Annotated in this window: 22 protein-coding genes; 14 read left to right on the forward strand and 8 right to left on the reverse strand. The window is 65.2% G+C overall.

The annotated features are described in order from the left end of the window. The first annotated feature begins 57 nt into the window (after positions 1-57). Complete coding sequence (locus tag BH93_RS04010; RefSeq protein ID WP_037175948.1) at positions 58-969, forward strand: LysR family transcriptional regulator; 912 nt, start codon at positions 58-60, stop codon at positions 967-969. On the opposite strand, the gene BH93_RS04015 is transcribed toward BH93_RS04010, so the two are convergent. After that, positions 938-1,315, reverse strand: coding sequence for an SHOCT domain-containing protein (locus BH93_RS04015; protein ID WP_037175950.1), 378 nt, complete (start codon positions 1,313-1,315; stop codon positions 938-940). The genes BH93_RS04010 and BH93_RS04015 overlap by 32 nt on opposite strands. 150 nt (positions 1,316-1,465) lie before the next feature. On the opposite strand from BH93_RS04015, the gene BH93_RS04020 reads away from it, so the two are divergent. Both BH93_RS04020 and BH93_RS04025 read left to right on the forward strand, forming a co-directional pair. Continuing rightward, complete coding sequence (locus BH93_RS04020) at positions 1,466-1,693, forward strand: hypothetical protein (protein WP_037175953.1); 228 nt, start codon at positions 1,466-1,468, stop codon at positions 1,691-1,693. Positions 1,694-1,729: 36 nt separating this feature from the next. Then, positions 1,730-1,930, forward strand: coding sequence for a hypothetical protein (locus tag BH93_RS04025; protein WP_037175955.1), 201 nt, complete (start codon positions 1,730-1,732; stop codon positions 1,928-1,930). Between the two features lie 141 nt (positions 1,931-2,071). Here BH93_RS04025 and leuA read toward each other — a convergent pair whose 3' ends face one another. Together leuA and BH93_RS04035 are read right to left on the reverse strand one after the other, a co-directional pair. Next, on the reverse strand, positions 2,072-3,883 hold the full coding sequence (gene leuA, locus BH93_RS04030; protein ID WP_037175957.1) for a 2-isopropylmalate synthase: 1,812 nt from the start codon (positions 3,881-3,883) through the stop codon (positions 2,072-2,074). Positions 3,884-4,046: 163 nt separating this feature from the next. Further along, the gene (locus tag BH93_RS04035; RefSeq protein ID WP_037175959.1) at positions 4,047-5,723 is read right to left on the reverse strand and encodes an FUSC family protein; all 1,677 of its coding nucleotides are present in this window, start codon (positions 5,721-5,723) and stop codon (positions 4,047-4,049) included. 148 nt (positions 5,724-5,871) lie between these two features. Here BH93_RS04035 and BH93_RS04040 point away from each other — a divergent pair, with 148 nt between their 5' ends. Together BH93_RS04040 and BH93_RS04045 are read left to right on the forward strand one after the other, a co-directional pair. Further along, entirely contained in the window at positions 5,872-7,137 is a 1,266-nt protein-coding gene (locus tag BH93_RS04040) for an aspartate kinase (RefSeq protein ID WP_032379997.1), read from the forward strand. A gap of 2 nt (positions 7,138-7,139) precedes the next feature. After that, positions 7,140-8,162 (forward strand): aspartate-semialdehyde dehydrogenase, encoded by a 1,023-nt coding sequence (locus BH93_RS04045; RefSeq protein WP_037150007.1) that lies wholly within the window; start codon positions 7,140-7,142, stop codon positions 8,160-8,162. 49 nt (positions 8,163-8,211) lie between these two features. On the opposite strand, the gene BH93_RS04050 is transcribed toward BH93_RS04045, so the two are convergent. Next, a complete protein-coding gene (locus tag BH93_RS04050; protein WP_032379999.1) occupies positions 8,212-9,282 on the reverse strand; it encodes an ABC transporter ATP-binding protein in 1,071 nt (356 codons plus the stop codon). Positions 9,283-9,399: 117 nt separating this feature from the next. On the opposite strand from BH93_RS04050, the gene BH93_RS04055 reads away from it, so the two are divergent. From BH93_RS04055 to BH93_RS04065, 3 genes are all read left to right on the forward strand, one after another. Further along, positions 9,400-11,232: a multicopper oxidase family protein gene (locus BH93_RS04055; RefSeq protein WP_037175961.1), complete on the forward strand. Its 1,833-nt coding sequence runs from the start codon at positions 9,400-9,402 to the stop codon at positions 11,230-11,232. A gap of 135 nt (positions 11,233-11,367) precedes the next feature. Beyond that, positions 11,368-11,769, forward strand: coding sequence for a DUF6855 family protein (locus tag BH93_RS04060; protein WP_037175964.1), 402 nt, complete (start codon positions 11,368-11,370; stop codon positions 11,767-11,769). A 48-nt stretch (positions 11,770-11,817) separates the two neighbouring features. Beyond that, positions 11,818-13,509, forward strand: a complete 1,692-nt coding sequence (locus BH93_RS04065; RefSeq protein WP_242459116.1) for an HNH endonuclease signature motif containing protein — start codon at positions 11,818-11,820, stop codon at positions 13,507-13,509. Positions 13,510-13,863: 354 nt separating this feature from the next. On the opposite strand, the gene BH93_RS04070 is transcribed toward BH93_RS04065, so the two are convergent. Both BH93_RS04070 and BH93_RS04075 read right to left on the reverse strand, forming a co-directional pair. Continuing rightward, positions 13,864-14,748: a polysaccharide deacetylase family protein gene (locus BH93_RS04070; protein WP_037175966.1), complete on the reverse strand. Its 885-nt coding sequence runs from the start codon at positions 14,746-14,748 to the stop codon at positions 13,864-13,866. Positions 14,749-14,802: 54 nt separating this feature from the next. Next, positions 14,803-15,369 (reverse strand): CGNR zinc finger domain-containing protein, encoded by a 567-nt coding sequence (locus tag BH93_RS04075; RefSeq protein ID WP_037175968.1) that lies wholly within the window; start codon positions 15,367-15,369, stop codon positions 14,803-14,805. Positions 15,370-15,448: 79 nt separating this feature from the next. On the opposite strand from BH93_RS04075, the gene BH93_RS04080 reads away from it, so the two are divergent. After that, positions 15,449-16,621: an epoxide hydrolase family protein gene (locus BH93_RS04080; RefSeq protein ID WP_037175970.1), complete on the forward strand. Its 1,173-nt coding sequence runs from the start codon at positions 15,449-15,451 to the stop codon at positions 16,619-16,621. A 42-nt stretch (positions 16,622-16,663) separates the two neighbouring features. On the opposite strand, the gene BH93_RS04085 is transcribed toward BH93_RS04080, so the two are convergent. Beyond that, positions 16,664-16,975, reverse strand: coding sequence for a hypothetical protein (locus BH93_RS04085; RefSeq protein WP_052065534.1), 312 nt, complete (start codon positions 16,973-16,975; stop codon positions 16,664-16,666). Between the two features lie 62 nt (positions 16,976-17,037). Next, on the reverse strand, positions 17,038-17,763 hold the full coding sequence (locus BH93_RS04090) for an LpqN/LpqT family lipoprotein (protein ID WP_037175972.1): 726 nt from the start codon (positions 17,761-17,763) through the stop codon (positions 17,038-17,040). 153 nt (positions 17,764-17,916) lie between these two features. Between BH93_RS04090 and BH93_RS04095 the strand changes: the two genes are divergently transcribed. From BH93_RS04095 to BH93_RS04115, 5 genes are read left to right on the forward strand one after another with little or no spacing between them, the layout of a single operon-like run. Next, entirely contained in the window at positions 17,917-19,278 is a 1,362-nt protein-coding gene (locus BH93_RS04095) for a neutral zinc metallopeptidase (protein WP_037175974.1), read from the forward strand. Between the two features lie 54 nt (positions 19,279-19,332). Beyond that, positions 19,333-19,938, forward strand: coding sequence for a TetR/AcrR family transcriptional regulator (locus BH93_RS04100; RefSeq protein ID WP_155291062.1), 606 nt, complete (start codon positions 19,333-19,335; stop codon positions 19,936-19,938). Beyond that, a complete protein-coding gene (locus tag BH93_RS04105) occupies positions 19,935-21,452 on the forward strand; it encodes a flavin-containing monooxygenase (RefSeq protein WP_037175976.1) in 1,518 nt (505 codons plus the stop codon). The genes BH93_RS04100 and BH93_RS04105 overlap by 4 nt, the downstream gene beginning before the upstream one ends. Next, positions 21,449-23,140, forward strand: coding sequence for a GMC oxidoreductase (locus BH93_RS04110; protein ID WP_037175978.1), 1,692 nt, complete (start codon positions 21,449-21,451; stop codon positions 23,138-23,140). The genes BH93_RS04105 and BH93_RS04110 overlap by 4 nt, the downstream gene beginning before the upstream one ends. Next, positions 23,140-23,775 carry an acetoacetate decarboxylase family protein gene (locus BH93_RS04115; protein ID WP_037175980.1) on the forward strand — a complete coding sequence of 212 codons (636 nt, stop codon included), beginning with the start codon at positions 23,140-23,142 and terminating at the stop codon, positions 23,773-23,775. Before BH93_RS04110 ends, BH93_RS04115 begins: the two co-directional genes overlap by 1 nt. Positions 23,776-23,825 lie beyond the last annotated feature (50 nt).

The following is a 23,825-nucleotide window of genomic DNA, read 5'->3' on the forward strand; positions in this document are numbered from 1 at the left end:
GGGAGCAAATGATGAGCACAATCGAATATATCCGCATCAACAGTTAAGATTTTCTGTATGAACGTGGAGCGGCTTCGGATCCTGGCGGAACTCGCCGACCGGGGAACCGTGGCCGCCGTCGCCGAGGCCCTGTCGATGACGCCGTCGGCGGTGTCTCAACAGCTCAAGTTGCTGGCTCGCGAGGCCGGCGTGACACTGCTCGAACCCGATGGGCGTCGGCTGCGCCTCACCGACGCCGGCCGCGCGTTGGTGCTGCGAACCGACGATGTGCTCGCGGCCCTCGCCCGCGCCACGGCAGAGATGGATCGATACCGAGCGTCACCGCAGGGGCGCGTCCGTGTAGCACTGTTCCCGTCCGGTGCCGCGCTGCTACTGCCCGGAGTGCTGACCCGTCTCGCGGGCTCGGACGTCGACATCGATGCGCGCGACGAGGACCTGCCGGCATCCTCTGTGCCCGAACTACTTGCCGATTACGACGTGGTACTCACTCACCGGGACGATCGGGCTCCGTCGACGGCAGGCCCGCGCATCGAAGTGACGACCCTCATGCGCGAACCCATCGATCTGGTGTTGCCTCCCGACCATGCACTGGCACAGCACAAAACGGTGGACCTGAGAGAGCTGACCGACGAGCGGTGGATCAGCGTCCGCGGCGGATTCCCTGTGGACGACGTGCTGCTCTCCGTTGCCGCCGTCACCGGTGTAGCGCCACGAGTAGCGCAGCGTATCAATGACTTTCGAGTGACCGAGACCCTCGTGGCCGCCGGGCACGGAGTGGCGCTGATGCCGCGCTATGCCGTCGTTCATCCGGGCCTGGTGCGGCGAGAACTGTCCGGGGTGCGGGCCGGCCGCATCTACGAACTCGCCACGAGGCCCGGTGCGCGTCGACTACCGGCGATCGCCGCTGTGCTCGACGCATTCCGAGCGGAAGCCGAGTTCAGGACAGCGCTTTGGCCTTCAACGTCCTGAACTCGTCCTGATCGATGGTTCCGTTGTCCAGCAATGCCTTTGCGTGCGCGATCTCTTCGGATGCGGATCGACCGGCGACGTGTTTGATGTAGTCCGCCTGCTGATCCTTCGCGTGCTGCAGGGCAGCGACCTGACGCTTGGCCATGCTGCTGCCGTTCACGATGAGGTACACCAGCGCGGTGAGGAACGGCGCAACGATGAGGAAGAACACCCACACGGCCTTGAGAACCCCGGATGTCTTGTGATCACGGAAAAGGTCTCCGATGATCGAGAACATCACCATCAGATAGGCCACGAAGGCGAATCCGACGACGAGAAGCCAAAGAAAATCCCAGAAAGAGTCCATGGCGAACTTCCATTCCGTTGTGTGCCCCGACGGCAGAACGATTCTCCCACGCGGCGCACCGGCTATGACGTCGGTTGAGAGCTTTCTCTTTGTCGAGCATTGAGTTAGCGTGGGTAACAATCCTGATCGACGAGAACCAGGGGAGGCGTGATGAAACTACTCGTGGCCAGTGGCGTGTACACCGTGTTGATGTTCGCCGTTTTCGTTCTTCTCGACAGCGGGTCCGTCTGGAAGTCCCTGCTGCAGGCGGTCGTTGCGGGAGCGGTGTTCACTCTGCTGACGCGGCTGTACCTGCGCTATGTCTCCCCCCCCCGCAAGATCGACCGGATAGCTCACGGTGCGTGCGAGAAGCCGCCCGTTCGGCGCTTGATGGTCTGAGCCGTTGGTTCGTCGGGTTCAGGCCGCTTCGTCGTTGTGATCGATGAGTTGGCTATTCCGCTCACCATCACCACAGCGTCGTGTGAAGCGCACGCGATCGCGGACTCGAAGAAGCCATTCGTCTTTCCGATCTACCTTGCCTTCGGCGACGAAAAGCCGGTGTACGCGCGGATCCCGGTGCCCACCGAAACGCAGAAGCAATTGGTCGCGTATCAGGGCGCAGCCTGCATGCGCTAGCTGTTCTTCCCGGTCGACGACCTGCTCCCGGTGGCCGACGCACCGGGCAGCGAACCGTGAAGTTCCTGGTGGCGGCAGGGCGTCCGGCACACGACAAAGCCGCCCATTCATGATGAATGGGCGGCTTCTCGGTGTTGCACGTCAGCGCAGTGCGCGGTTCACAGCCGAGACCACGGCACGCAGTGATGCGGTGGTGATCGATGTCGCGATTCCGACGCCCCAGACGGTGGTGGCGACGCCCGCAGGCGAGGTGACCGAGGCTTCGACGTAGGCCGCAGCCTGAGCGTCGTCACCCGCGGACATGGCGTGCTCGGAGTAGTCCAGCACGCTGACGTCGTATCCGATGGTGGACAGCGCGTCGACGAAGGAGGCGAGAGGTCCGTTGCCGGAGCCGGAGATCTCCTGCTCGACGCCGTCCACCTTGACCGTCGCGGTGATCGTGTCGGTGCCGCCGTCGTGCTCGGCCGCGACGACCGACTGCTTGATGCGCTCGAGCGGACGGATCGGCGTCAGGTACTCCTCGGCGAAGACGTCCCACATCTCCTTCGGCGAGACCTCGCCGCCCTCACCGTCGGTGATGCTCTGCACGGCCTGGGAGAACTCGATCTGCAGACGACGCGGCAGGTTCAGTCCGTGATCGGACTTCATGATGTACGCGACGCCACCCTTGCCGGACTGCGAGTTGACGCGAATGACGGCCTCGTAGGTGCGGCCGACGTCCTTGGGGTCGACGGGCAGGTACGGAACCTGCCACGTGACGTCGCCGATGTCCGAACCCTGCTCGTCCGCAGTGACTTTCATCGCGTCGAGGCCCTTGTTGATGGCGTCCTGATGGCTGCCCGAGAACGCGGTGTAGACCAGATCGCCGCCGTAGGGGTGGCGCTCGGCAACGGGAAGTTGGTTGCAGTACTCCACGGTTCGGCGGACTTCGTCGATGTTGGAGAAGTCGATCTGCGGATCGACGCCGCGGGTGAACAGGTTCAGACCCAGCGTGACGAGGCAGACGTTGCCGGTGCGCTCGCCGTTTCCGAACAGGCATCCCTCGATGCGGTCTGCGCCGGCCTGGTAACCGAGTTCGGCTGCAGCAACACCGGTTCCGCGGTCGTTGTGCGGATGCAGCGACAGTACGATGCTGTCGCGGCGGTCGAGGTTGCGGCTCATCCACTCGATCGAGTCGGCGTAGACGTTCGGTGTCGCCATCTCGACCGTGGCGGGCAGGTTCAGGATCAACGGCTTGTCGGGCGTGGGATCGATGATCGCGGTGACCGCGTCGCACACCTCTTTGGCGTAGGAAAGTTCTGTGCCGGTGTAGGACTCGGGGGAGTACTCGTAGCGCCAATCGGTATCGGGGAACTTGGCAGCTTCCTCGAGAACCTTGCGGGCACCGTCGGTGGCGATCTTCTTGATCACATCACGATCGGCGCGGAACACCACTCGGCGCTGCAGGATCGAGGTGGAATTGTAGAAGTGCACGATGACGCTTCGGGCACCCTCGCAGGCGACGAAGGTGCGCTCGATCAGCTCGGGACGGCACTGCGTCAGAACCTGGATCGTGACGTCGTCGGGGATCGCGCCGTCCTCGATGATCTCGCGGACGAAGTCGAAGTCCGTCTGGCTGGCCGACGGGAAGCCGACCTCGATCTGCTTGTAGCCCATCCGAACCAGCAGATCGAACATGCGGCGCTTGCGGGCCGGGCTCATCGGGTCGATCAGAGCCTGGTTGCCGTCGCGCAGATCCACCGCACACCACTGCGGCGTCCGGTCGATGATCTTGTCCGGCCACGTGCGGTCGGGGAGGGTGATGGCTTCCACTTCCTCGGCGAACGGCCGATAACGGAACGTGGGCATCGAGGAGTTCTTCTGGGTGTTCCAGGCGGGCTGGTCGCTGGGCGCGGGCCGCGAGGGCGGGGTGATGGTGCGAGATCCCGAGGTGAATGCGTCGGCTGGTGACATGGTCTTCGTCTCTCCGTACAGATCAAAACAATGTGTTCGACCGGCGCAACGAACCCCGCGACGGGAAGCCAGTCTGGTCTCAGACCCCGTCGCGGCTGTTAAGAAGGAGAGCTCGCAGCATGGGGTGAGTGTACTACCGCAGACCGACCGCCTACCCCAGGGTTCAGGAGTCGACTTTTTCGGCGACGGTGTCGTGCCTGCGCTGCCACTGCTCGATGTCGTTCAGTCGTCCGACATCGGCCGCGGTCCAACACCGTGCGAGCAGTTCGTATCCGAGGTGATCGACCTCTGCGTGTCGGGTCCACACGCGATGCGCCCAGCGGCGATCGTTGTGCGCCGCTTCGGCTCCCGCGAGGGCCGCGCCGACCAGCTCGAACTGCACGTCCCGTCGAAGCGTCAGAGTGGCTGCCGCCGTGACCTTCTCGGTTCGCAGAGTCGTCAGCAATCGGGCGGTCAGGTCCAGAACCCGCCGATCGGACCACAGCAGTGCGCGTCGAAACGCGCCCGGCAACAACAACCACAGCGCCGCGAACGCGAGGGCAACCCCCACCGCGGTTTCGACCACCCGATCCACCACGATGCCGCCGAGCGGAGCACCCGGATGCGAGATGGTGCCCATCAACAACGCGAGCGGGGTGATGAACGTGACGGCGAGGCCGTAGTTGCGCGCCACGCTGATCTCGATGGCGAACTGCAGCACCATAAGCACCACGATCACCGCGAGACCGGTCAGCGGCGAGAGATAGATTGCCGAGAACAACACCACTCCGGCCAGAGTGCCGCCGAGTCGCTGCATGCCGCGGTATGTCCCGTGGACGCGATCCGGCCCCTGTTGGAGCACCAGGACTGCGCCGAGGATTGCCCAATCCGGCCTGCTCAGACCCAGCGCCACACTGATCCCGCCCGCAGCTGCCGCCGCGCAGAACACCCGGATCGCCGTGGACGCCGCGTGTGAATCTCGATGCAGCGAGCGCTTCAACCGATAGCCGATGCTCGGACGTGCGAGCGGCAGCTGATCTCGTGCCGATTCCACCTCGTTCTCCGGGTCCGGCGCGGTGCCGGCGCGCGCCGACGTCGCAGCCGCAAACGCGAGATGGGCGTCGAACAGCGTCTGTACCAGCGCGGGGCGGGAGGTCGCGCGCGCCGATCCGGCCTCGTACACCGCGGCCCAGGCCGCGTGCAGACGCGAGGCGGCAGTGTGCCGATCGGCGACGGCGGCCGCCGGCGCGCTCGTGTATTTCTCGATCGCGGCCACCGCCGCACCGACCGCCGCCCGTTCGGGTCCTCTCGGATCCCGCACCACCCCGGACATCGCGACGACCAGCGCCGACGCGACGCCAATAGCCGCACAGACGGCGCCGCGGGTCGCGCTGATGTCGGCGGCAGGGAGGTACGACGCCACCGCGCACACCAGCACGAAGAAGAAGGCTCCCGGCGGACCGAGTCGAAGCGCCGCCACGACGTAGACCGCAACGAGGGCGAGAGCCGACAGCACGGCCACCGGAATCATCCGTGCCCATCCGGTCTCGCCGAAGTGGAGGGCGAGCTGCCCGGCCGTCGCGCCGAGCCACACCGAGGCCACCAGCGCGCCGCCTGCGATCAGTACTACCCACCAGCGCGATCGATAGGGGCGACCCTCGCCGTAGATCACCGCAAAACTGCCCGAGACCACCAGTAGTGCCTCGGTGTGGAACCCGAGCAGCCACGCCACGATCGCCGGAACCCCGAACGCCAGCGCCGAACGCAGACCACCCGGCCAGCGACGGCCGACAGCGGGCAGCCCGAAGAGCACCCGCAGACCTCGGGCCGGCGGTGGTGGGAGATGTTCTGGAACGGTCACTCGAACATGTTAGGACAGGCGAAGCCGCAGGCAGACCACCCTGAAATCCCAGCTCGGAGCTACCCGGACCACTGTTCGGGACGCTCGCTCGGTAAGGTGACCCGCGGACAATCGAACGATTGTCGGCTATCCAGCGGAGGTAATACGCGTGGCTCTCATCGTCCAGAAGTACGGTGGATCGTCGGTGGGGACCGCCGAACGTATCCGACGCGTCGCTGAACGAATCGTCGAGACCAAGAAGGCGGGCAACGACGTTGTCGTCGTCGTGTCGGCGATGGGCGACACCACCGACGAACTGCTCGACCTGGCACAGCAGGTGTGCCCGGCCCCGCCTGCTCGCGAGATGGACATGCTGCTCACCTCGGGTGAACGCATCTCCAACGCGCTGGTCGCGATGGCCATCCACTCGCTCGGTGCCGAAGCGCGGTCGTTCACCGGTTCCCAGGCAGGCGTCGTCACCACCAGCGTGCACGGGAACGCCAAGATCATCGACGTCACCCCCGGCCGCGTCCGTAGCGCACTCGACGAAGGTTCGATCGTTCTGGTCGCCGGATTCCAGGGCGTCAGCCAGGACAGCAAGGACGTCACCACGCTCGGTCGTGGTGGGTCCGACACCACCGCCGTCGCGCTCGCCGCGGCCTTGAACGCCGATGTCTGCGAGATCTACACCGACGTCGACGGCATCTTCACCGCCGACCCGCGCATCGTTCCCAACGCTCAGAAGCTCGACACCGTCTCGTTCGAGGAGATGTTGGAGATGGCCGCCTGCGGCGCGAAGGTGCTCATGCTGCGTTGCGTCGAATATGCCCGTCGCTACAACGTTCCCGTACACGTGCGCTCGTCGTACACCACAAAACCCGGAACGATCGTCTCCGGATCTATGGAGGACATTCCAGTGGAAGAAGCAATTCTCACCGGCGTCGCACACGATCGCAGCGAGGCGAAGGTCACCGTCGTCGGTCTGCCCGACACACCGGGCTACGCCGCCAAGGTCTTTCGCGCCGTCGCCGACTCCGAGATCAACATCGACATGGTGTTGCAGAACGTCTCCAAGATCGACACCGGCAAGACCGACATCACCTTCACCTGCCCCAAGGCCGACGGCCCGACGGCAGTGGAGAAGCTCACCAAGCTGCAGGCCGAAATCGGCTTCGCGCAGGTGCTCTACGACGATCACATCGGCAAGGTCTCGCTCGTCGGTGCCGGCATGAAGAGCCACCCCGGCGTCACCGCGACGTTCTGTGAGGCCCTCGCCGACGCCGGTATCAACATCGATCTCATCAGCACCTCCGAGATCCGTATCTCGGTGCTGTGCAGCGACACCCAGCTCGACGAAGCGGTACGCGCGTTGCACGCCGCCTTCGATCTGGGTGGCGACGAAGAAGCCGTAGTACACGCAGGAACAGGACGATAACCATGACCACAGTTGCAGTAGTCGGAGCCACCGGCCAGGTCGGTGCCGTCATGCGAACCCTGTTGGAGGAGCGCAACTTTCCCGCCGACACCGTTCGATTCTTCGCCTCCGCGCGCTCGGCGGGGAAGAAGCTGCCGTTCCGCGGCGAAGAGATCATCGTCGAGGACGCCTCCACCGCCGACCTCACCGGCATCGACATCGCACTGTTCTCGGCCGGTGCCACGCTCTCGCGTGAGCAGGCACCGCGGTTCGCGGCAGCCGGCGCGGTCGTCATCGACAACTCGTCCGCGTTCCGCAAGGACGCCGACGTGCCGCTGGTGGTCAGCGAGGTCAACCCCGAAGCGGCGAAGAACCCGCCGCGCGGCATCATCGCCAACCCCAACTGCACAACCATGGCCGCCATGCCGGTGCTCAAGGTGCTGCACGACGAAGCCGGCTTGCAGCGACTGATCGTCTCGAGCTACCAGGCCGTCTCCGGTAGCGGACTCGCCGGCGTCGACGAGCTCGCCACCCAGGCACGCGCCGTCATCGACGACGTCGAAAAGCTGGTGCACGACGGTTCGTCGGTCGATTTCCCGGCACCGAACAAGTACGTCGCGCCCATCGCCTTCAACGTCCTGCCGCTGGCCGGCGCGTTGGTGGACGACGGATCCGGCGAGACCGACGAGGACCAGAAGCTGCGCAACGAATCGCGCAAGATCCTCGGACTGCCGGACCTGCTGGTCAGTGGCACCTGTGTGCGCGTGCCGGTGTTCACCGGCCACTCGTTGTCGATCAACGCCGAGTTCGGTTCACCGTTGTCGGTCGAGCGGGCCCGCGAACTGCTGGCCTCCGCACCGGGCGTCTCGCTGGTCGACGTGCCGACCCCGCTCGAAGCCGCAGGCAAGGACGACTCCCTCGTCGGCCGCATCCGTCAGGACCCGGGCGTTCCCGAGGGCCGCGGACTCGCGCTGTTCGTCTCGGGCGACAACCTGCGCAAGGGCGCCGCGCTCAACACCATTCAGATCGCCGAGCTGCTGGTCTGAGGTCGTGCGCGTTGTGCGTAGCTGGAATTTCGCACAACGCGCACGACGGTCAGTTCAGGCGGTGACCTTCGGCGGAGGCGTCGAAGATGTGCGCGTGTGCGTCGTCGATGCGCACATGGACGCGGTCGCCCTTCTCGGGCGGGCTACGCCAATCGGCCCGAGCGACAATGGTTTCGGACTTGCCGTTGATGTCCGCTCGTCCGAACACGAATGCTTCGGAACCGAGTTCTTCGACGACGTCGATCTCGAGAGCAATTCCGCTGTCGGCAATCTCGATGTGCTCGGGCCGAATACCGAACATCACCTCGGTCGCAGAACCGAGGGTCTGACGCGGCACCGGAATCACCTGATCGGCCAGGCGGACGCCGCCGTCGGTGACCGGGGCGCGGAACAGGTTCATCGACGGCGAGCCCATGAACCCGGCGACGAATGCGTTGACCGGGGTGCGGTAGAGCTCACGGGGAGTGGCACACTGTTGCAGCACACCACCTTTCAGAACGGCGACGCGATCACCCATCGTCATGGCCTCGACCTGATCGTGGGTGACGTACACCGTCGTCGTGCCGAGCCGGCGCTGTAGCTGAGCGATCTGCGTCCGCGTCTGAACCCTCAGTTTGGCGTCGAGGTTGGACAGCGGCTCGTCCATCAGAAACACCTGAGGTTGCCGAACGATGGCGCGGCCCATGGCAACTCGCTGACGCTGACCGCCGGAGAGGGCTTTCGGCTTGCGATCCAGGTACGGCTCGAGGTCGAGCAGCTTCGCGGCCTCCTCGACGCGAGTGCGAATGTCTTCCTTGTTCGCCTTCGCCAGCTTGAGCGCGAACCCCATGTTCTCGGCGACGGTCATGTGCGGGTACAGCGCGTAGTTCTGGAACACCATCGCGATGTCGCGATCCTTGGGTTCGGAATTGGTGACATCCTTGCCGCCGATGAGGATGCGACCGGAATTGACCTCTTCGAGCCCCGCGAGCATCCGGAGCGACGTCGACTTGCCGCAGCCGGAGGGGCCGACCAGAACGAGGAACTCACCGTCCTCGATGTGCAGGTCGAGCTCGTTCACCGCTGGGGTGTCGGAGCCGGGAAAAAGCCTGGTCGTGCGCTCGAACGAGATTGTTGCCATGACGAAATAGATCCCTCCACCGGCAGGAACGTGCCGGACGATCCGAGTGTGGGGTGACGGCGGGAGCCGACCAGCACATAGTATGGGCCCAATCACAACCAGGAGGAAGGTGGCCGGGTGAGCGGCTCCGTGTCCAGACGAACCGCCCTGCGTGGGCTGGCCGTCGCCGCAGTGGCAGCCGGCGCAGCAGCATTACCCGTGGCATCGACGACCCGTCGAGCACTGGCCGACGACTTCCTCCGTGGGCAGAGTCCTCTCCTCTTCCATTCGCCGCCGCTGACGCCGTTCCGTGACGAACTCCCGCGATTGCCGCTCATCAGCGGTACCGAGGTCACGCTCGACGCACACAGCTCCACTCACGCCTTCCATGCCGATCTGCGACCCGGTCCCACGTTCGGCTACGGCCGGTGCGACTACCTCGGGCCCACCATCGAGTCGCAGCAAGGCCAGCCCTGGACGCTGAAGTACTCGAACACCACCGCCGGTAACCCTCTCGCCGCCGACATCGACACCTCGCTGCACGGCATGAGCGAGATGGATCGCACGATGACGCCGACGTCGCTCCACCTGCACGGCAGCATCACCGAGCCGGCGAGCGACGGTCACTCGGAGATGCTGGTGCGCCCGGGCGAGTCGATGACGCACAACTTCCCGGGTCTCAACGACGCCGCAGGACTCTGGTACCACGACCACGCCATGTCGATGACGCGCATCAACGTCTATGCAGGCCTGCTCGGCATGAACCTCGTCCGAGACCGTTGGGACACCGGCACTTCAGACAACGCCCTCGGACTGCCCTCGGGTGAGTTCGAGCTGCCGCTGGTGCTGCAGGAAAAGATCATGAATCCCGACGGCAGCATGAGCATCCGTTCCAACATCACCGTCCCGCAGGGTAAGTGGGAAGGCGGCGGCACCGGCGACGTGGGCGTCGTGAACGGCAAGATCTGGCCGACGATGGAAGTCGCCCGCGGCATGTACCGGCTGCGCCTGGTCAACGCCGGGTCGTACAGTGTGTGGAACCTGTTCTTCACCAACAAGTTACGCTTCTGGGTCATCGGGAACGACGGGGGATTGCTCGACGCCCCGGTGGAAACCACCAGCATCCGCCTTGCGCCTGCTGAACGCGCCGACATCCTCGTCGACTTCGGCGCCGTCGAAGCAGGGGCGTTGGTCGAGTTGCTCAACGACGAACCGCCACCGGCTCAGGCGGCGTCGCTCGGAGCTGTCCCGATGCCGATGTTCTGCCAGTTCCGCGTCGCGTCCACGGCGGGGTTCCGGGGCGGTATGCCGTCGTTGCTGCGCGGAGGAAAGGGGCAGCCGGATGTGTTGCCCGCGTTGCCGACCCCCACCTTTACCCGCACCGTCACCGTGAACCAGCCCTCCAGTGGGCTGAACCTGGACATGACGCTGATGAACCTGAACAACCTGCGGTACTCCGACCCGGACATCGAGATGCCGAAGCAGGGCACCGTGGAGATGTGGAACATCGTCAACACGACGGTCGAACCACACCCGATTCACCTGCACCTGGCGCACTTTCGGACGCTGGGACGTATTCCGATCGACCTCGCCGCGTACCAACGCGACTTTCCCCGGCCCACGTTCGGCACCAGATGGGCTCCGCCGGTGGAGAAGTTCCTCACCGGTCCATCGGTGCCGCCGGCTACCTGGGAAGCCGGGTGGAAGGACACCGTCAACACGTACCCGGGCACCGTCACCCAGATCCTCGTCCGATTCCCGACGGCCGACGAACTCGGGTTCGACCCCGACGCCACCTTCGCGGGACCGGCCGCGCACCACGGCGGTGGCGATATGAGCGGCCACGACATGGGCGGTCATGACATGCCGGCTTCGGGTCCGTCCGAATTGCAGGGGTACATGTGGCACTGCCACATGCTCGATCACGAGGACCACGAAATGATGCTGCGGTACCGCACCGTCGCTCCGTGACGTAGTCAGGGGTCGGTAGCTGGTTGCGTTCACCGTCCGGTCGGCCCACACTGACCGAGCCGCGTAAGGCAATCACCGTGCTCGGTCGAGATTTCTGCCCATCGGCCGACTGCGACAACGGAACGGACCCCGGCCATGAGCAGCGGAACCAAATCCGACCCGTGGGCTCTCACCACCGCCCCCGGCACCTCGGCGTACACCATGTACCGCGATCCCGACCACGAGCCGCCTGCCCTCGTATGCCAGGTGGGGTCGACGACACTGCGATACCGCATCGAGGCAATCGAGGATTTGCACGGCTGGCTCACCGAACGTGCCGACTGGGTACTGCTCGGTGCCGCAGACGAGAAGAAGCCGGCTGCTCCTGACACGGTCGAAGCGTGGGGGCGCTCAGAGGACAACCCGGTCGGCGGTTGGTACGGGCTCAGGAACGGATACCGCGGCCGGTTCGGGATGTACCTGCCGCCGCTCCTCGAAGAGCTCGGCCTGGCCGAGCTCACTCACAACGCCCGGAACAACAGCATGCGAGCGTTGTAAAGCCGTTGTCGAAAAAGTGTGTCGGTGGGTGGGTATAGCTTTCGTGGTGTGAAGACATGGGGGGATGTGTTCGAGCTCGCGGACCAGGAATTGGTCTCCGAGCTCGCTGACGTGACCTCCCTCGAAAACGCACTCGCTGCAACCAGATTGACGCTGCTCGCTGAAATCGACCGACGCGGCTTGGCAATGAAACTCGGTCACTCGTCCGTCACCCGCTGGTACGCCCGATCGGTTCGGATCACCGACGGATCAGCCGCCCGCCAGAACGCACTGGGGTACTGGCTGCACGATCACCACACCGTGCTCGACGCCCTCGCCGATGGTCGGATCCATGCCGCGCACGCCGCAGCAATCGCCGAGGGCTACGACGTCGTCCTGCTGGCCGACCCCACCCTCGACGAGCAACGACGCGACGCAATCGTCGCCGAACTCCTCGAGACTGCGATACGCAACACCGCCGGTCAGGTCACCTCACGTGCGCAAGCACTGGCGCACTCTGCGGCCGACGACGCCCGAGCTCGGCACGAGAAGGACCGACGCGAGCAACAACAACGAGAGCAGGAAGAGCGGGAGCAGGAGCGTCAAGATCAGGCGGGGCGGAGCGATCATTCAGCGACTCCAAGCGGTAGGCTGCCCGATCCGGAACCGCCTGCACCCGAGCCGGTTCCGCCGACTCCCGCGCCGGCACCGGTGTCGGAGAACCCGGACCTGAACCGGTTCGATCTTCATCCTCTCGCGAACGGTCGTTATCAATTCGGTGGCAACGCCGACCGATTGCTGGCCGAGAAGCTGCTCACCGCCCTGTCGGCGTTGACGGCGCCGCGGCCCGGTCCCGGTGGCGAGCGCGATCCACGTAGCCCGTCGAAGCGGCGAGCCGATGCACTCGATCAGATCCTCGACCGGCACCTGCGCGGCGGTGGCCGCGGGTCGGCGGGCGGGTCGCGGGCGTCGGTGCACCTGATCGTTCCACTGCGGGACCTGCTCGCCCACGGCGGCAAAGAGCAACCCGGAAGTACAACAACGGATTCGACGAGAACCGGTGCCGGCTACGACAGGGTCGGTTCAAGCGTTGATGCAGTGCGTCACGAAGAGGGTGACAGCACCGGTCCCACTGGCGGGCGTTCTGATGGCGCTGCCCGAGGCGATACCGATGCTCGCGGCGGAGCACCAAACGGTGGTGATGGCGGCGGGCAGAGGTCTGCGCCCGAGCCGGGCGACGCCGATGCTCGCCGCGGAGAAGCAGCCGACGGTAATGGTGCCGGTGGTGGTGGTGCCGGGCAGAAGTCTGCGCCGGAGCCGGGCGACGCCGACTGGCCGTTCCACCTCGACTGGACCGGCCCGATCAGTCGCTTCCTTACCGAACTCCTCACCTGCGACGCCGACCTGACCCCGGTCATCGTCGACGACCACGGCGTCCCGCTCGCGCTCGGACGCACCACCAGACTCGCCAGCGACGACCAACGCATCGCCCTGACCATCCGCGATACCTGCTGCGTGATGTGTGGCCGCCCCGCGCAGTGGTGCCAGGCCCACCACGTGAAGTTCTGGGAAGACGGCGGCGTAACCGATCTGAACAACCTCGCGTTGGTCTGCGGGGAATGCCACCGCCTCGTCCACCACGGCGACTGGCAACTGATCATGGGCGAGGACGGACACCCGTATGTCATCCCACCCGAATCCGTCGACCCCCGAAGACAACCCATCCCCACCTACCACCGACGAAAACGACGCGCAGCCTGATTACACCGGACGCTCCACTCGACCGCCCAAGCAATTCCCATGCGAGCCCTGCGCCGGCCGTGCGGCCATCGGCCTGGGCTTCGTCGTGCGGCCTCCCCGTGAGCACGGTGCTGTCGATGAGCACGGACGGGCCAGGAATCGCTTGTGCCCAAGGTTCTCTCGCTCACCCGAGCGTCATCGCCGGGCTGTCGTCCGCGGGGCACGACCGGCATGCATGGTCACTCGGGCCAACGCCGCGTCGACCAGAGAACTGAGCACCTCGCCAATCGGTGGCCGCTCACGGGACTAGGTCCCCCGCCGCCCCAGCGGTGGACAGTCCGTCGTATACCCGTCGCTCACGGGTCGACAACCGACCTAGGGCGGAGGTACCAGCCCTCGATAGTGCGCCGCGATGTCGCCGGGAGTGGTGAACCAGACGCCGTCACCGTTGGCGGTCATATGCCTCAGAGCCGAGCGGAACCGTCGAAGTCTGTAGGGCTGTCCGGTGAGAAATGTGTGCAGGGAGATCGCCAGCACCACGGGTTGGTGCGTCGAGTTCTCCTTCAGCTCGTCGAAGCTGTCGATGATGTTGTGCTCGAACGCTTCTGCGGTCTGGTGGTGGTGCACGAACATCGGCAGATCGTTGACCTCGTGCGGATACGGGATGCTCAGCAACGGGCCGCCGCGGGTCTTCAGCCACACCGGCTGATCGTCGATCGGCCAATCCAAGGTGTACGCGTAACCGCGTTCGGCGAGCAGGTCCTCGGTCACGCGGCTGGGATTGGCCCCGGGGCTCATCCATCCGCGAGGCGGCGAGCCTTCGTGACGCTCGATAGCGGTCGTCACCTCGTCTATCGAGCGGCGCTCGGAGTCCTCGGCCAGCTCGTTCGGTTGGACGGCATTGGTTCGGCCGTGCGCGACGACTTCCGCGCCGAGCCCACGGAAGGCGTCGACCAGCTGTGGGGCATGCTCGTACACCTCGGTGTTCACGAGGAGAGTCGGGCGAACTCCGCTCTGCTGCAACGTCTCTGCGATCCGAAAACCACCCACGCGGTTCCCGTACTCACGCCAGCCCCAGTTGTAGGTGTTGGGCTGATCCATCGCGGGCGTGTATCCGAGTCCGGGTTCGCCGTCGTCGTAGGGAAAGTGTTCGCAGTTGACGGCGATGTACACGGCGAGGCGCGCGCCACCCGGCCACTCGAATTGTGGCCGATCGACGATGGGGGAGTAGTCGAAGCGTCCGTGGGAGGCGAGAGGCATAGCGGCAGAATTGCCCGCGGCTCGTCGGCGCAAACTGCTGCACGGTCGATCGACTCACACGGAATTACGACGCTGATTGGCAACGAACCGCGCCTTCTTCTGACGATTTCCGCACGTGTTCATGTCGCACCACTTGCGGCTACGGCTCTGGCTGGTGTCGAAGAACGCGGCTCGGCAGGTGGGCGATGCGCACAGCGCCAACTTTCCGTCCCGCTCGCCGGCGATGATGCTGATGGCGTCGGCAGCGATGACCCCCAGGGCGTCCTCGACTGCCGACTCCGAGTTCAACGTCCATCGGCTTGTGCCCTCTGACGTCAAGACCGCCGACGCGTTGCCCCGAACGCTGTGGTCGTTGACGACCTGGATGGCCGACGCGGGCAGGGCCTCGTGGACCGCTGCTGCCGTCGCGGCGAGGTGTATCGCTTCTCGCAGTTCCAGAGCCAGGTCCAGTTGGGCCGCGGTGCAGTTGTCCACGGAGAGCCCGTTCAGTGCCAACCAGTCGACGAACCGGTGCGGCACCGGGATTCGTTCCAGCGGGTCGCCGCGTCGCTCGGTCAGTGTCCCGGTGAACGCGGTGGACAGCACGCTGCCGGGGCGGAAGTCGGGAAACTCTGCAGCCATAGGAACCAGCTTAGCCGGTTGCGCAGAGGTCACCTGGAGATGTAGAACTGGCTAAGCCGGTTCCAATCAAGGAGACCCCATGACGACACTCAACTCCACGCAGGTGCATGCATTCGAGTTCCGGGCGTCCGACGCGGACCTCGACGATCTACGTGCGCGATTGAAGGCTGCACGCCTTCCGGACGCGGAGACGGTGTCGTCCGGCACGGGCCGATGGGAACAAGGCGTCCCTCTGGCCGACCTCGTCGAGACCGTCGACTATTGGCACACCGACTACGACTGGCGATCGTTCGAGGAACGACTCGATCGAGTCGGCCAGTGGCGCACGACGATCGACGGCGTCGGCATTCACTTCTTGCACCGACGATCGGCACGCGCGGATGCCACCCCACTGATCATGACCCATGGCTGGCCGGGCAGTTGCGTCGAATTCGTCGACATCGTAAACGAGTTGGCAGATCCCCGAGATGCCAAGGCACCGGCGTTCCACGTGGTGATCCCGTCTCTGCCCGGCTTCGGTTGCAGCGACAAGCCGACTGCCACCGGGTGGGGAACCGAGAAGATCGCGTCCGCGTGGGTCGAGTTGATGCACAGGCTGGGCTACGACCGGTTTCTCGCCCACGGTGGCGATTGGGGAGGCGTGATCACCACGATCCTCGGTGGCCGGTTTCCGGAGCATGTCATCGGAATCCACACAACTCTCGCGCAACCGCCACCGGGGATGCCGACAGAAGCGCTCACTCCCGACGAGCGCCGTTGGACCGAGGACTCCGAAAATTTCCGGCGGCACCACTGTGCGTACGCGAAGCAGCAGGCGACCCGGCCGCAAACGATCGGATACTCACTCGTCGACTCCCCGGTCGGGTTGCTCGCGTGGATCCTCGATAAATTCGCGGAGTGGACGGATACCGAGGACAGCCCGTTCGAGGTGATCTCCAGGGGCCGACTGCTGGACAACGTAACCCTGTACTGGCTCACGCGCTCCGGAGCGTCGTCGGCTCGGATCTACTACGAAAGCCACAACTCCCTCGATCCGGACCTGCGGGTCGACGTTCCTGCGGCGATCACCACGTATCCGCGCGATATCGAGAAGAATCCTCGGCCGTGGGCTCAGTACCGATTTCGGCAGATCGTCCGATGGAGGACTCCCGAGAATGGGGGACACTTTCCTTCGCTGGAAGATCCCACCTACTTCGTCAGGGATCTGCAAGAGGGCTTCGCGGCCGTACTCTCGGCTGCGGGTATTCGATGAAACAAGTTACCGAGCAATGATATTCGGCAGTAGCCGAGCGCGTCAGGGTAGTCGCCGCGCCTGTGCTCGGGCGTAGTCCTCGGGGTGGTTCTTCTTCTGATTCGCTCGGACGGGGTAGAGCAGCAGCAAGAAGGCGAAGAAGCACACGGCACGGATGATCACCCACACGAACCACACCGGCCACACGATGAGCAGCCCCAGCTGAAGTATCTGTTTCAGCACCACGGGTGTGCCGTTCGCCAGCGCCACCCAGCGCAGTGGATTCAGCTTGCGGAGAAAGCGTTTGGGCTCCGAATACGGCTCGTCGGGTCCGATGCTCAATGGCGAGACAGTGCTCGGCGGTGCTGTAGACATTGGCAAACCTGTCTCACGGTGATCGGAGCGTCCCAGCTCCGATCACCGTGCTCGGCAACGAATTACGGGGTGATGACGGTCTGGTCGTCCACCTGGGTGGTGGCGTCGACCAGTAGGTCGAACTGATCGACGCTGCCGTCGACGTTGATCTGCAGGATGTAGTAGCCGTCCTGCCCGGTGATGATCGCGGTCTTCTGCGCCGACACCAGCTCGGCCCCTGTCTCGTCGACGTAGGTTCCGGCGATCTGGTACGCCGGGAAGCCCGACAACGTCGACACGGCACCTTCCCCGGATGGAGTGAACTGGGGAAGGTTCATCAATTCGCCTGGGGCATAGTCGATGATGGCCTGGGGATCGACGTCGCCTTCGAGCTTGGAGACGATCGCGATCATGCTCGGGGTGCGTTCGTCGGCGGCGACCTCCGGGTAGATGATCGCACCGTAGGCCCACTCGGGGGTCTGTTCGGCCGCGTCCACCCAGCCTTCCGGGATGGCGAGGTTGATGGTGGGCGCGGTGGGATCGTCACGGGTGACGGGGATTTCGGTCAGGCCCGCTTCGACGATGTAGTCGGCGATGGTGGGGTTGGGGCCGGCGGGGGCTTCGGTGGTGGTGGCGGGCGCCAGCTTCTTGACCGTCGTGGTCGCGGCTGCCTCCGTCGTCGTGGTTGCGGCTGCCGAGGTCGTGGCCGTTGCCGTGTCGGAGCTACTGCTGCATCCGGCGGCGGTGATCCCGAGTATCACCACGGCAGCACATGCGGCCCCACGAACGCCAATATTAGAGAGTGTCATCGGTCCTCTTTCGTTCGTTCGGATACAGCATTCAGGTCGCTACAGCAGGGATCGAACCGACCGGATCGTAGAACCGTGACATTGGAAATGGATTGGAAAGTGGGGCGCACCTTCCAATCGATTTCCAATCCTCGCTGGTTAGCGTCTGCAGCCATGAGGTCAGTAGTGAAGACGTTCGCGGTGGTCGGCGTAGTGGCGTTGGCCTTGTCCGCGTGCGGTGGCTCGGCGCAATTCGGCTCCAGCACAACAGAATCGACACCCCAGGCGGCGGCAGGTGACGCGCCCGCATCCGCCGGAATGGTGGGCGATGCGTCCGATCCGGTGAACGAAATTGTCGCCGCCGCGATCGATGATCTGCAGTCGTATTGGGCCGAGCAATTCCCCGCTGTGTACGGCAGCGACTACAGACCCGTCAGCGGTGGCTTCTATGCCGTCGTCCCGTCTTCCGGCGATGTGCCGCCGTGTGCGTCCTCGGCCGACGATATCGCGGGCAACGCCTTCTACTGCCCCAGCGCCGACGTAGTGGCGTGGGACAGCGAAGGTTTGCTCCCCGATCTCCAGCAACGGTTCGGCGACTTCGTGATTCCCGTCGTGATGGCCCACGAGTGGGGGCACGCGATCCAGGCCAGGGCCAACTTCGAGGGCATGACCGTCACCAGTGAAATTCACGCCGACTGCTTCGCGGGAGCGTGGGCGGCTCATGCGGTGTCCGACGCCACCGCCTTCGATCCGTCGCAGGCCGAACTCGACAGTGCTCTGGCCGGTTTCCTGTACTTACGTGATGAGCCGGGTAGTTCGGCCGAGAGCGATTCCGCCCACGGCAGCGGCTTCGACCGCGTCAGCTCGTTCCAGACCGGGTTCGACGGCGGCCCGATGGACTGCAAACCGTACGTCGACGGCTCGCCTCCCGTCCTGCAGCTGCCGTTCACCAGCCAGTCCGACGCCGATCGGGGCGGCGACGCTCCGCTCGAGCAGATCATCGACGGTGTACCGAAAGATCTCGAGGATTACTGGAGCGTGCTCTTCCCGGAGCTGACGGGCCGGCCGTGGGAGCCACTGAAGCCGGTCGTTGCCTTCGACCCGTCCGATGCGCCCGACTGTGGTGGCCAGTCTGCCTCCGGTTATGTGCTGTTCTACTGCGTGCCCGACGACTACGTGGGGTTCGACGCCGTCGACGCGATGCCGCGGTTCTACGAGCAGGGTGGGGATTTTGCCGTCGCGGCGCTCATCGCGACGCAATACGGGTTGGCGGGGATGGCCCACGCAGGGATCGACGCCGACACCCAGGACACGTCCTTGCAGGGCGACTGCTTTGCCGGGAGCTGGGCGGCCAGCGTGTTGCTGCAGAACCGTCCCACCAGCGGATACACGCTCTCGCCCGGGGACCTGGACGAGGCGATCGCGTCGCTGCTGCTCTTCCGCGGTGACGGTGACGAGTCCCGTCAGGGCAGTGGGTTCCTGCGCGTCGAGGCGTTCCGGCACGGTGTGATGGACGGGGCCCAGGCCTGCATCTGACGGCCGAACAGAAACTTAAAGTCAGGCTGGACTGTTTGTTGTTTTAGCGCTACTGTGCGAAGTGTGACTACCGACACAGGATTGAACGACGCCGAGCCGACCGGGAGACGCACGCAGGCAGAGCGCACCGCGGGAACCCGCGCGAAGCTGCTCGACGCCGCGATCGACAGTCTCGTCGAACTGGGCTTCGCCAAGACCAGCACGCAGGAAATAGCGCGGCGCGCCGGTGTGTCTCGGGGAGCGCAATTGCACCACTTTCCGTCCAAGGAGTCGTTGGTGATCGCGGCCATCGAGCACCTGGTCGACCGCAGGCTCTCGGAGATCCTCGAGGCCGAACCCGATCCGGCGCGAGGACCCGAGATTCTCGCCGACGCGTTCTCCGGGCCCCTGTTCTACGCCGCCCTCGAACTCTGGGTAGCGGCCCGTACGGATCCGGCGCTGCACGAGGCGATGATCCCCCTCGAACGACGCGTCGCCGAGGCCATTCAGGGTGGCGCCCAGATCGTCATGGGTAGCAAGATGTCGCCCGAATCCATCGAGCTCAGTGTCGAACTCGCCCGCGGCCTGGCCGTCTCGGCGCTGTTCCGTACTCCCGAGGCCGACGCGCAACTGCGTGAGCGGCTCCTTCCGATCTGGTCCGAAAAGGTGATGACGTCATGAGTCTCGAGCAGCGCGTGGACATCCTCGTCGTGGGAGCCGGGTTCGCCGGTCTGGCGGCGGTGGCGAAGATCCTCGCCGCAGACCCGGCCGCCGACGTCACCGTCATCGAGCGTGCATCCGATGTGGGCGGCACGTGGCGAGACAACACCTACCCGGGGTGCGCCTGCGATGTGCCCACCTCGCTCTACTCGTTCTCGTTCGCGCCGAGCCCCGAGTGGAGCCATACCTTCGCGCGCCAGCCGGAACTGTTCTCCTATCTGAAATCTGTGGTGGAGCGGCTGGGACTACAGCGCAGGATCGTCACCGACTGCGAATTGCAGAGTGCCACCTGGGATTCGAGCAACTCGCGGTGGTCGGTGCAGACGTCGAAGGGCGCAACGAGCGCGCGGGTGCTGGTTGCCGCCACCGGAGCGCTGTCCACTCCGAAGATTCCGGACGTACCCGGTATCGAAGCGTTCTCCGGCACCGTATTCCATTCCGCCACCTGGAATCACGAGCACGACCTCACCGGTGAGCGCGTCGCCGTCATCGGCACCGGAGCGTCTGCGGTGCAGTTCGTCCCCGAGATCGTCGACCGCGCGCAGCGCCTCACCGTCTTCCAGCGCACCCCCGCCTGGGTGATCCCGCGACTCGATCGCACCATCGGCCGGCTCGAAAGAACGCTGTACGAGAAGATTCCTGCGGCCCATCGTGCGGTGCGCGGCATCATCTACGGCTATCGCGAGGCCTATGTGACGGTTCTGGCCGACAATCCATGGATGCTGCCCGCGGTGAAGGTTTTCGCCAAAGCCAACCTGAAGCGGCAGGTCAAGAATCCCGCGACGCGGGCCGCTCTGACCCCGGACTACGCCCCCGGCTGCAAAAGGCTTCTGCTGTCCAATGATTGGCTCCGGACGCTCGACCGTCCGGACGTCGATCTCGTGACGTCGGGCCTGACGTCGGTGACCGAGAACGGCGTGGTCGACGCCTCGGGTCGCAATCACGAGGTGGATACGATCATCTTCGCGACGGGGTTCACTCCCACCGAGCCGCCGGTGTCGCATCTGTTGCGCGGCAACGACGGTCGCACCCTCGCGGAACGTTGGGGCGGTAGCCCGCAGGCGCACCTCGGTACCACCGTCGCCGGGTTCCCGAACCTGTTCCTGATGTACGGCCCCAACACCAACCTCGGGCACAGCTCCATCGTGTACATGCTCGAGTCGCAGGCCAACTACGTGGTCTCCGCGCTGAACGAAATGAAGGATCGCAGGATTGCGGCCGTCGAGGTCAACGAATCGGCTCAGCGGCAGCACAATTCGTGGGTCGACTCCGCGCTCGACGGCACCGTGTGGAACGCCGGCGGCTGCTCGAGTTGGTACCTCGACGCCAACGGTCGCAACTCCACGATGTGGCCTACCTACACATTCCGGTTCCGCAACAAGACGCGAGAGTTCGATGTCTCGAACTACCGAATCGTCTCCGACACTCTCGAACCAGACAACCCCGAATCAGACCACGAGGTGGTATCCGCATGAGCGACTACGACGTATTGATCATCGGCTCCGGTTTCGGCGGCAGCGTTGCCGCGCTGCGGGCCGTCGAGAAGGGTTACCGGGTGGCAGTTCTCGAATCCGGTCGCCGATTCGAGGACGACGAGCTGCCCAAGACCAGCTGGCGGTTGCGTAAGTACCTGTGGGCTCCGGCGCTGGGTTGCTATGGCGTGCAACGTATCCACCTGCTGCCCGATGTGCTGGTGATGGCAGGAGCCGGCGTGGGCGGTGGCTCGCTGAACTATGCGAACACGCTGTACCAGCCGCCGGCGAAGTTCTTCGAGGACCCGCAGTGGGGTTCGATCACCGACTGGCAGCGCGAGTTGAATCCGTACTACGACCAGGCGCGCCGGATGCTCGGCGTCGAGACGAACCCCACCATCACCGCCTCGGACAAGGTGATGAAGGAAGTGGCCGAGGACATGGGGGTGGGGGACACGTTCACCTCGACGCCGGTGGGCGTGTACTTCGGGGACCGCGGCAAGACGGCTCCCGACCCGTTCTTCGGTGGTGCCGGGCCCGAGCGTACCGGCTGCACCGAATGTGGATCGTGCATGACGGGCTGCCGCGTCGGCGCGAAGAACACACTCGTCAAGAACTACCTCTATCTGGCCGAACATGCAGGCGCGCATGTTCTTCCGTTGACCACGGTTGTCGATGTGCGGCCGAACGGCGCAGGCTACGACGTGGTGACGCGTCGGACCGGCGGGAAGCTGCGCCGCAAGGAGAAGACCATCACCGCCGATCAGGTGATTTTCTCGGCCGGCACCTACGGCACGCAGAAGCTGATGCTCGCAGCCAAGGAGAAGGGTTCGCTGCCGCGGTTGTCGGACAGGATCGGCTCGTTGGTGCGCACCAACTCCGAGGCGGTCCTCGCCGCGACCGCTCGCGGCCGCGAGGTCGACTACCACGAGGGTGTGGCGATCACGTCGTCGTTCCATCCCGACGACCACACTCACATCGAGCCGGTGCGATACGGCAAGGGCAGCAACGCGATCGGACTGTTGCAGACGGTGCTGAGCGACGGCGGCGGCAAGATGCCCCGAGTGCTCAAGACCCTCGGGGTCGCCCTGCGTCATCCCGGCGCTGCGGTGCGGAGCCTGTCGGTGCACCGGTGGTCGGAGCGGACCGTCATCGCGTTGGTGATGCAGACCGACGACAACTCGCTCGAACTCGGATCGAAGAAGGGCCCGTTCGGTCGCCGGCTCACCAGCAGGCCCGGTGCGGGCGAGCCACCACCGCAGTGGATTCCGCAGGGACACACAGCGATCAGGTTGCTCGCCGACAAGATCGGCGGCGACCCGGGCGGGTCGATCGCGGAGATCGTCAACATTCCGATGACCGCGCACTTCCTCGGCGGCTGCGCCATCGGTGACTCACCGAAGACCGGTGTGATCGACGGCTACCAGCGTGTGTACGGCTACGACGGATTGCATGTGCTCGACGGCTCGGCCGTCAGTGCCAACCTCGGGGTCAATCCGTCGCTGACCATCACCGCGCAGGCCGAGCGTGCAATGGCGTTGTGGCCCAACAAGGGTGAGCCCGACAAGCGCCCCGCGGCGGGAAGCGAGTACCAGGAAGTTGCACCCACACAGCCGGTCCGCCCGGTGGTACCGGTGTCCGCGCCGGGTGCGCTGCGGCTTCCGTTGACCGTGGTGGGGAGGGACTCCTGATGTGGAGCGTGCCCGAGTCCGAGACCGAGCGCACCGACTGGCCGGTCAGCCCTGCAGCGCCATGGCCCGCCAACGTCCGGGCCACGATCTGGTGGCATCGAGCACGGTCGTCGGAGTTCGGTCCGTCCGGAGCCGCAACCCTGCCGATCACGATGGCCATGGTGGTCGATTACGTGACGTCACCCGTCGGCCCGTACCGCGAGATTCTGGCGAGCCCAGTACTGCGCCGAGACGTCGGTCGCACTCCTCGGATGGCGGTTCCGTTCATCGCCGTCGATTCCGCCACGTCCGTACACGGCGGTAGGACCAACTGGCACCTGCCCAAGGTGCTGGCCGAGTTCGACGGCGAAGTCTTGGGAAAGGCCGGGGTGAGCAGCGGTGAGTGGTCGGTGCACACCGATTCTCGCGGCTACGGACCGCAGTTTCCGATGCTCGGGTCCATCGGATTCGCGCAACCGGTCGACGGCGGCTCGGCCGTCGGTATCGCTCGTCTGAAGGGTAAGGCCAGGTTGGCCCGGGTCCGGGTGGAAGCGACGGGACCGACGTTGAGCCGCTGGATGCCGTCGGGCACCTATTTCGGACTGCAGATCGTGTCGGGGTCGATGCGAACCGGTGAAGCGCAGTTGGTGCCCTGAAAGCCGCTCTTTTCTTGACTTAGTCCAGATTGATGGCATGCTGAAAGCCA

The organism is Rhodococcoides fascians A25f (assembly GCF_000760935.2).
Lineage (GTDB): Bacteria > Actinomycetota > Actinomycetes > Mycobacteriales > Mycobacteriaceae > Rhodococcoides.

What these genes read in the sequence shown, in the direction of transcription:
- BH93_RS04010 (WP_037175948.1), top strand. Translation starts at nt 58, where the DNA reads ATGAACGTGGAGCGGCTTCGGATCCTGGCGGAACTCGCCGACCGGGGA.
- BH93_RS04015 (WP_037175950.1), bottom strand. Translation starts at nt 1,315, where the DNA reads ATGGACTCTTTCTGGGATTTTCTTTGGCTTCTCGTCGTCGGATTCGCC.
- BH93_RS04020 (WP_037175953.1), top strand. Translation starts at nt 1,466, where the DNA reads ATGAAACTACTCGTGGCCAGTGGCGTGTACACCGTGTTGATGTTCGCC.
- leuA (WP_037175957.1), bottom strand. Translation starts at nt 3,883, where the DNA reads ATGTCACCAGCCGACGCATTCACCTCGGGATCTCGCACCATCACCCCG.
- BH93_RS04045 (WP_037150007.1), top strand. Translation starts at nt 7,140, where the DNA reads ATGACCACAGTTGCAGTAGTCGGAGCCACCGGCCAGGTCGGTGCCGTC.
- BH93_RS04050 (WP_032379999.1), bottom strand. Translation starts at nt 9,282, where the DNA reads ATGGCAACAATCTCGTTCGAGCGCACGACCAGGCTTTTTCCCGGCTCC.
- BH93_RS04060 (WP_037175964.1), top strand. Translation starts at nt 11,368, where the DNA reads ATGAGCAGCGGAACCAAATCCGACCCGTGGGCTCTCACCACCGCCCCC.
- BH93_RS04070 (WP_037175966.1), bottom strand. Translation starts at nt 14,748, where the DNA reads ATGCCTCTCGCCTCCCACGGACGCTTCGACTACTCCCCCATCGTCGAT.
- BH93_RS04075 (WP_037175968.1), bottom strand. Translation starts at nt 15,369, where the DNA reads ATGGCTGCAGAGTTTCCCGACTTCCGCCCCGGCAGCGTGCTGTCCACC.
- BH93_RS04080 (WP_037175970.1), top strand. Translation starts at nt 15,449, where the DNA reads ATGACGACACTCAACTCCACGCAGGTGCATGCATTCGAGTTCCGGGCG.
- BH93_RS04085 (WP_052065534.1), bottom strand. Translation starts at nt 16,975, where the DNA reads ATGTCTACAGCACCGCCGAGCACTGTCTCGCCATTGAGCATCGGACCC.
- BH93_RS04090 (WP_037175972.1), bottom strand. Translation starts at nt 17,763, where the DNA reads ATGACACTCTCTAATATTGGCGTTCGTGGGGCCGCATGTGCTGCCGTG.
- BH93_RS04095 (WP_037175974.1), top strand. Translation starts at nt 17,917, where the DNA reads ATGAGGTCAGTAGTGAAGACGTTCGCGGTGGTCGGCGTAGTGGCGTTG.
- BH93_RS04105 (WP_037175976.1), top strand. Translation starts at nt 19,935, where the DNA reads ATGAGTCTCGAGCAGCGCGTGGACATCCTCGTCGTGGGAGCCGGGTTC.
- BH93_RS04110 (WP_037175978.1), top strand. Translation starts at nt 21,449, where the DNA reads ATGAGCGACTACGACGTATTGATCATCGGCTCCGGTTTCGGCGGCAGC.
- BH93_RS04115 (WP_037175980.1), top strand. Translation starts at nt 23,140, where the DNA reads ATGTGGAGCGTGCCCGAGTCCGAGACCGAGCGCACCGACTGGCCGGTC.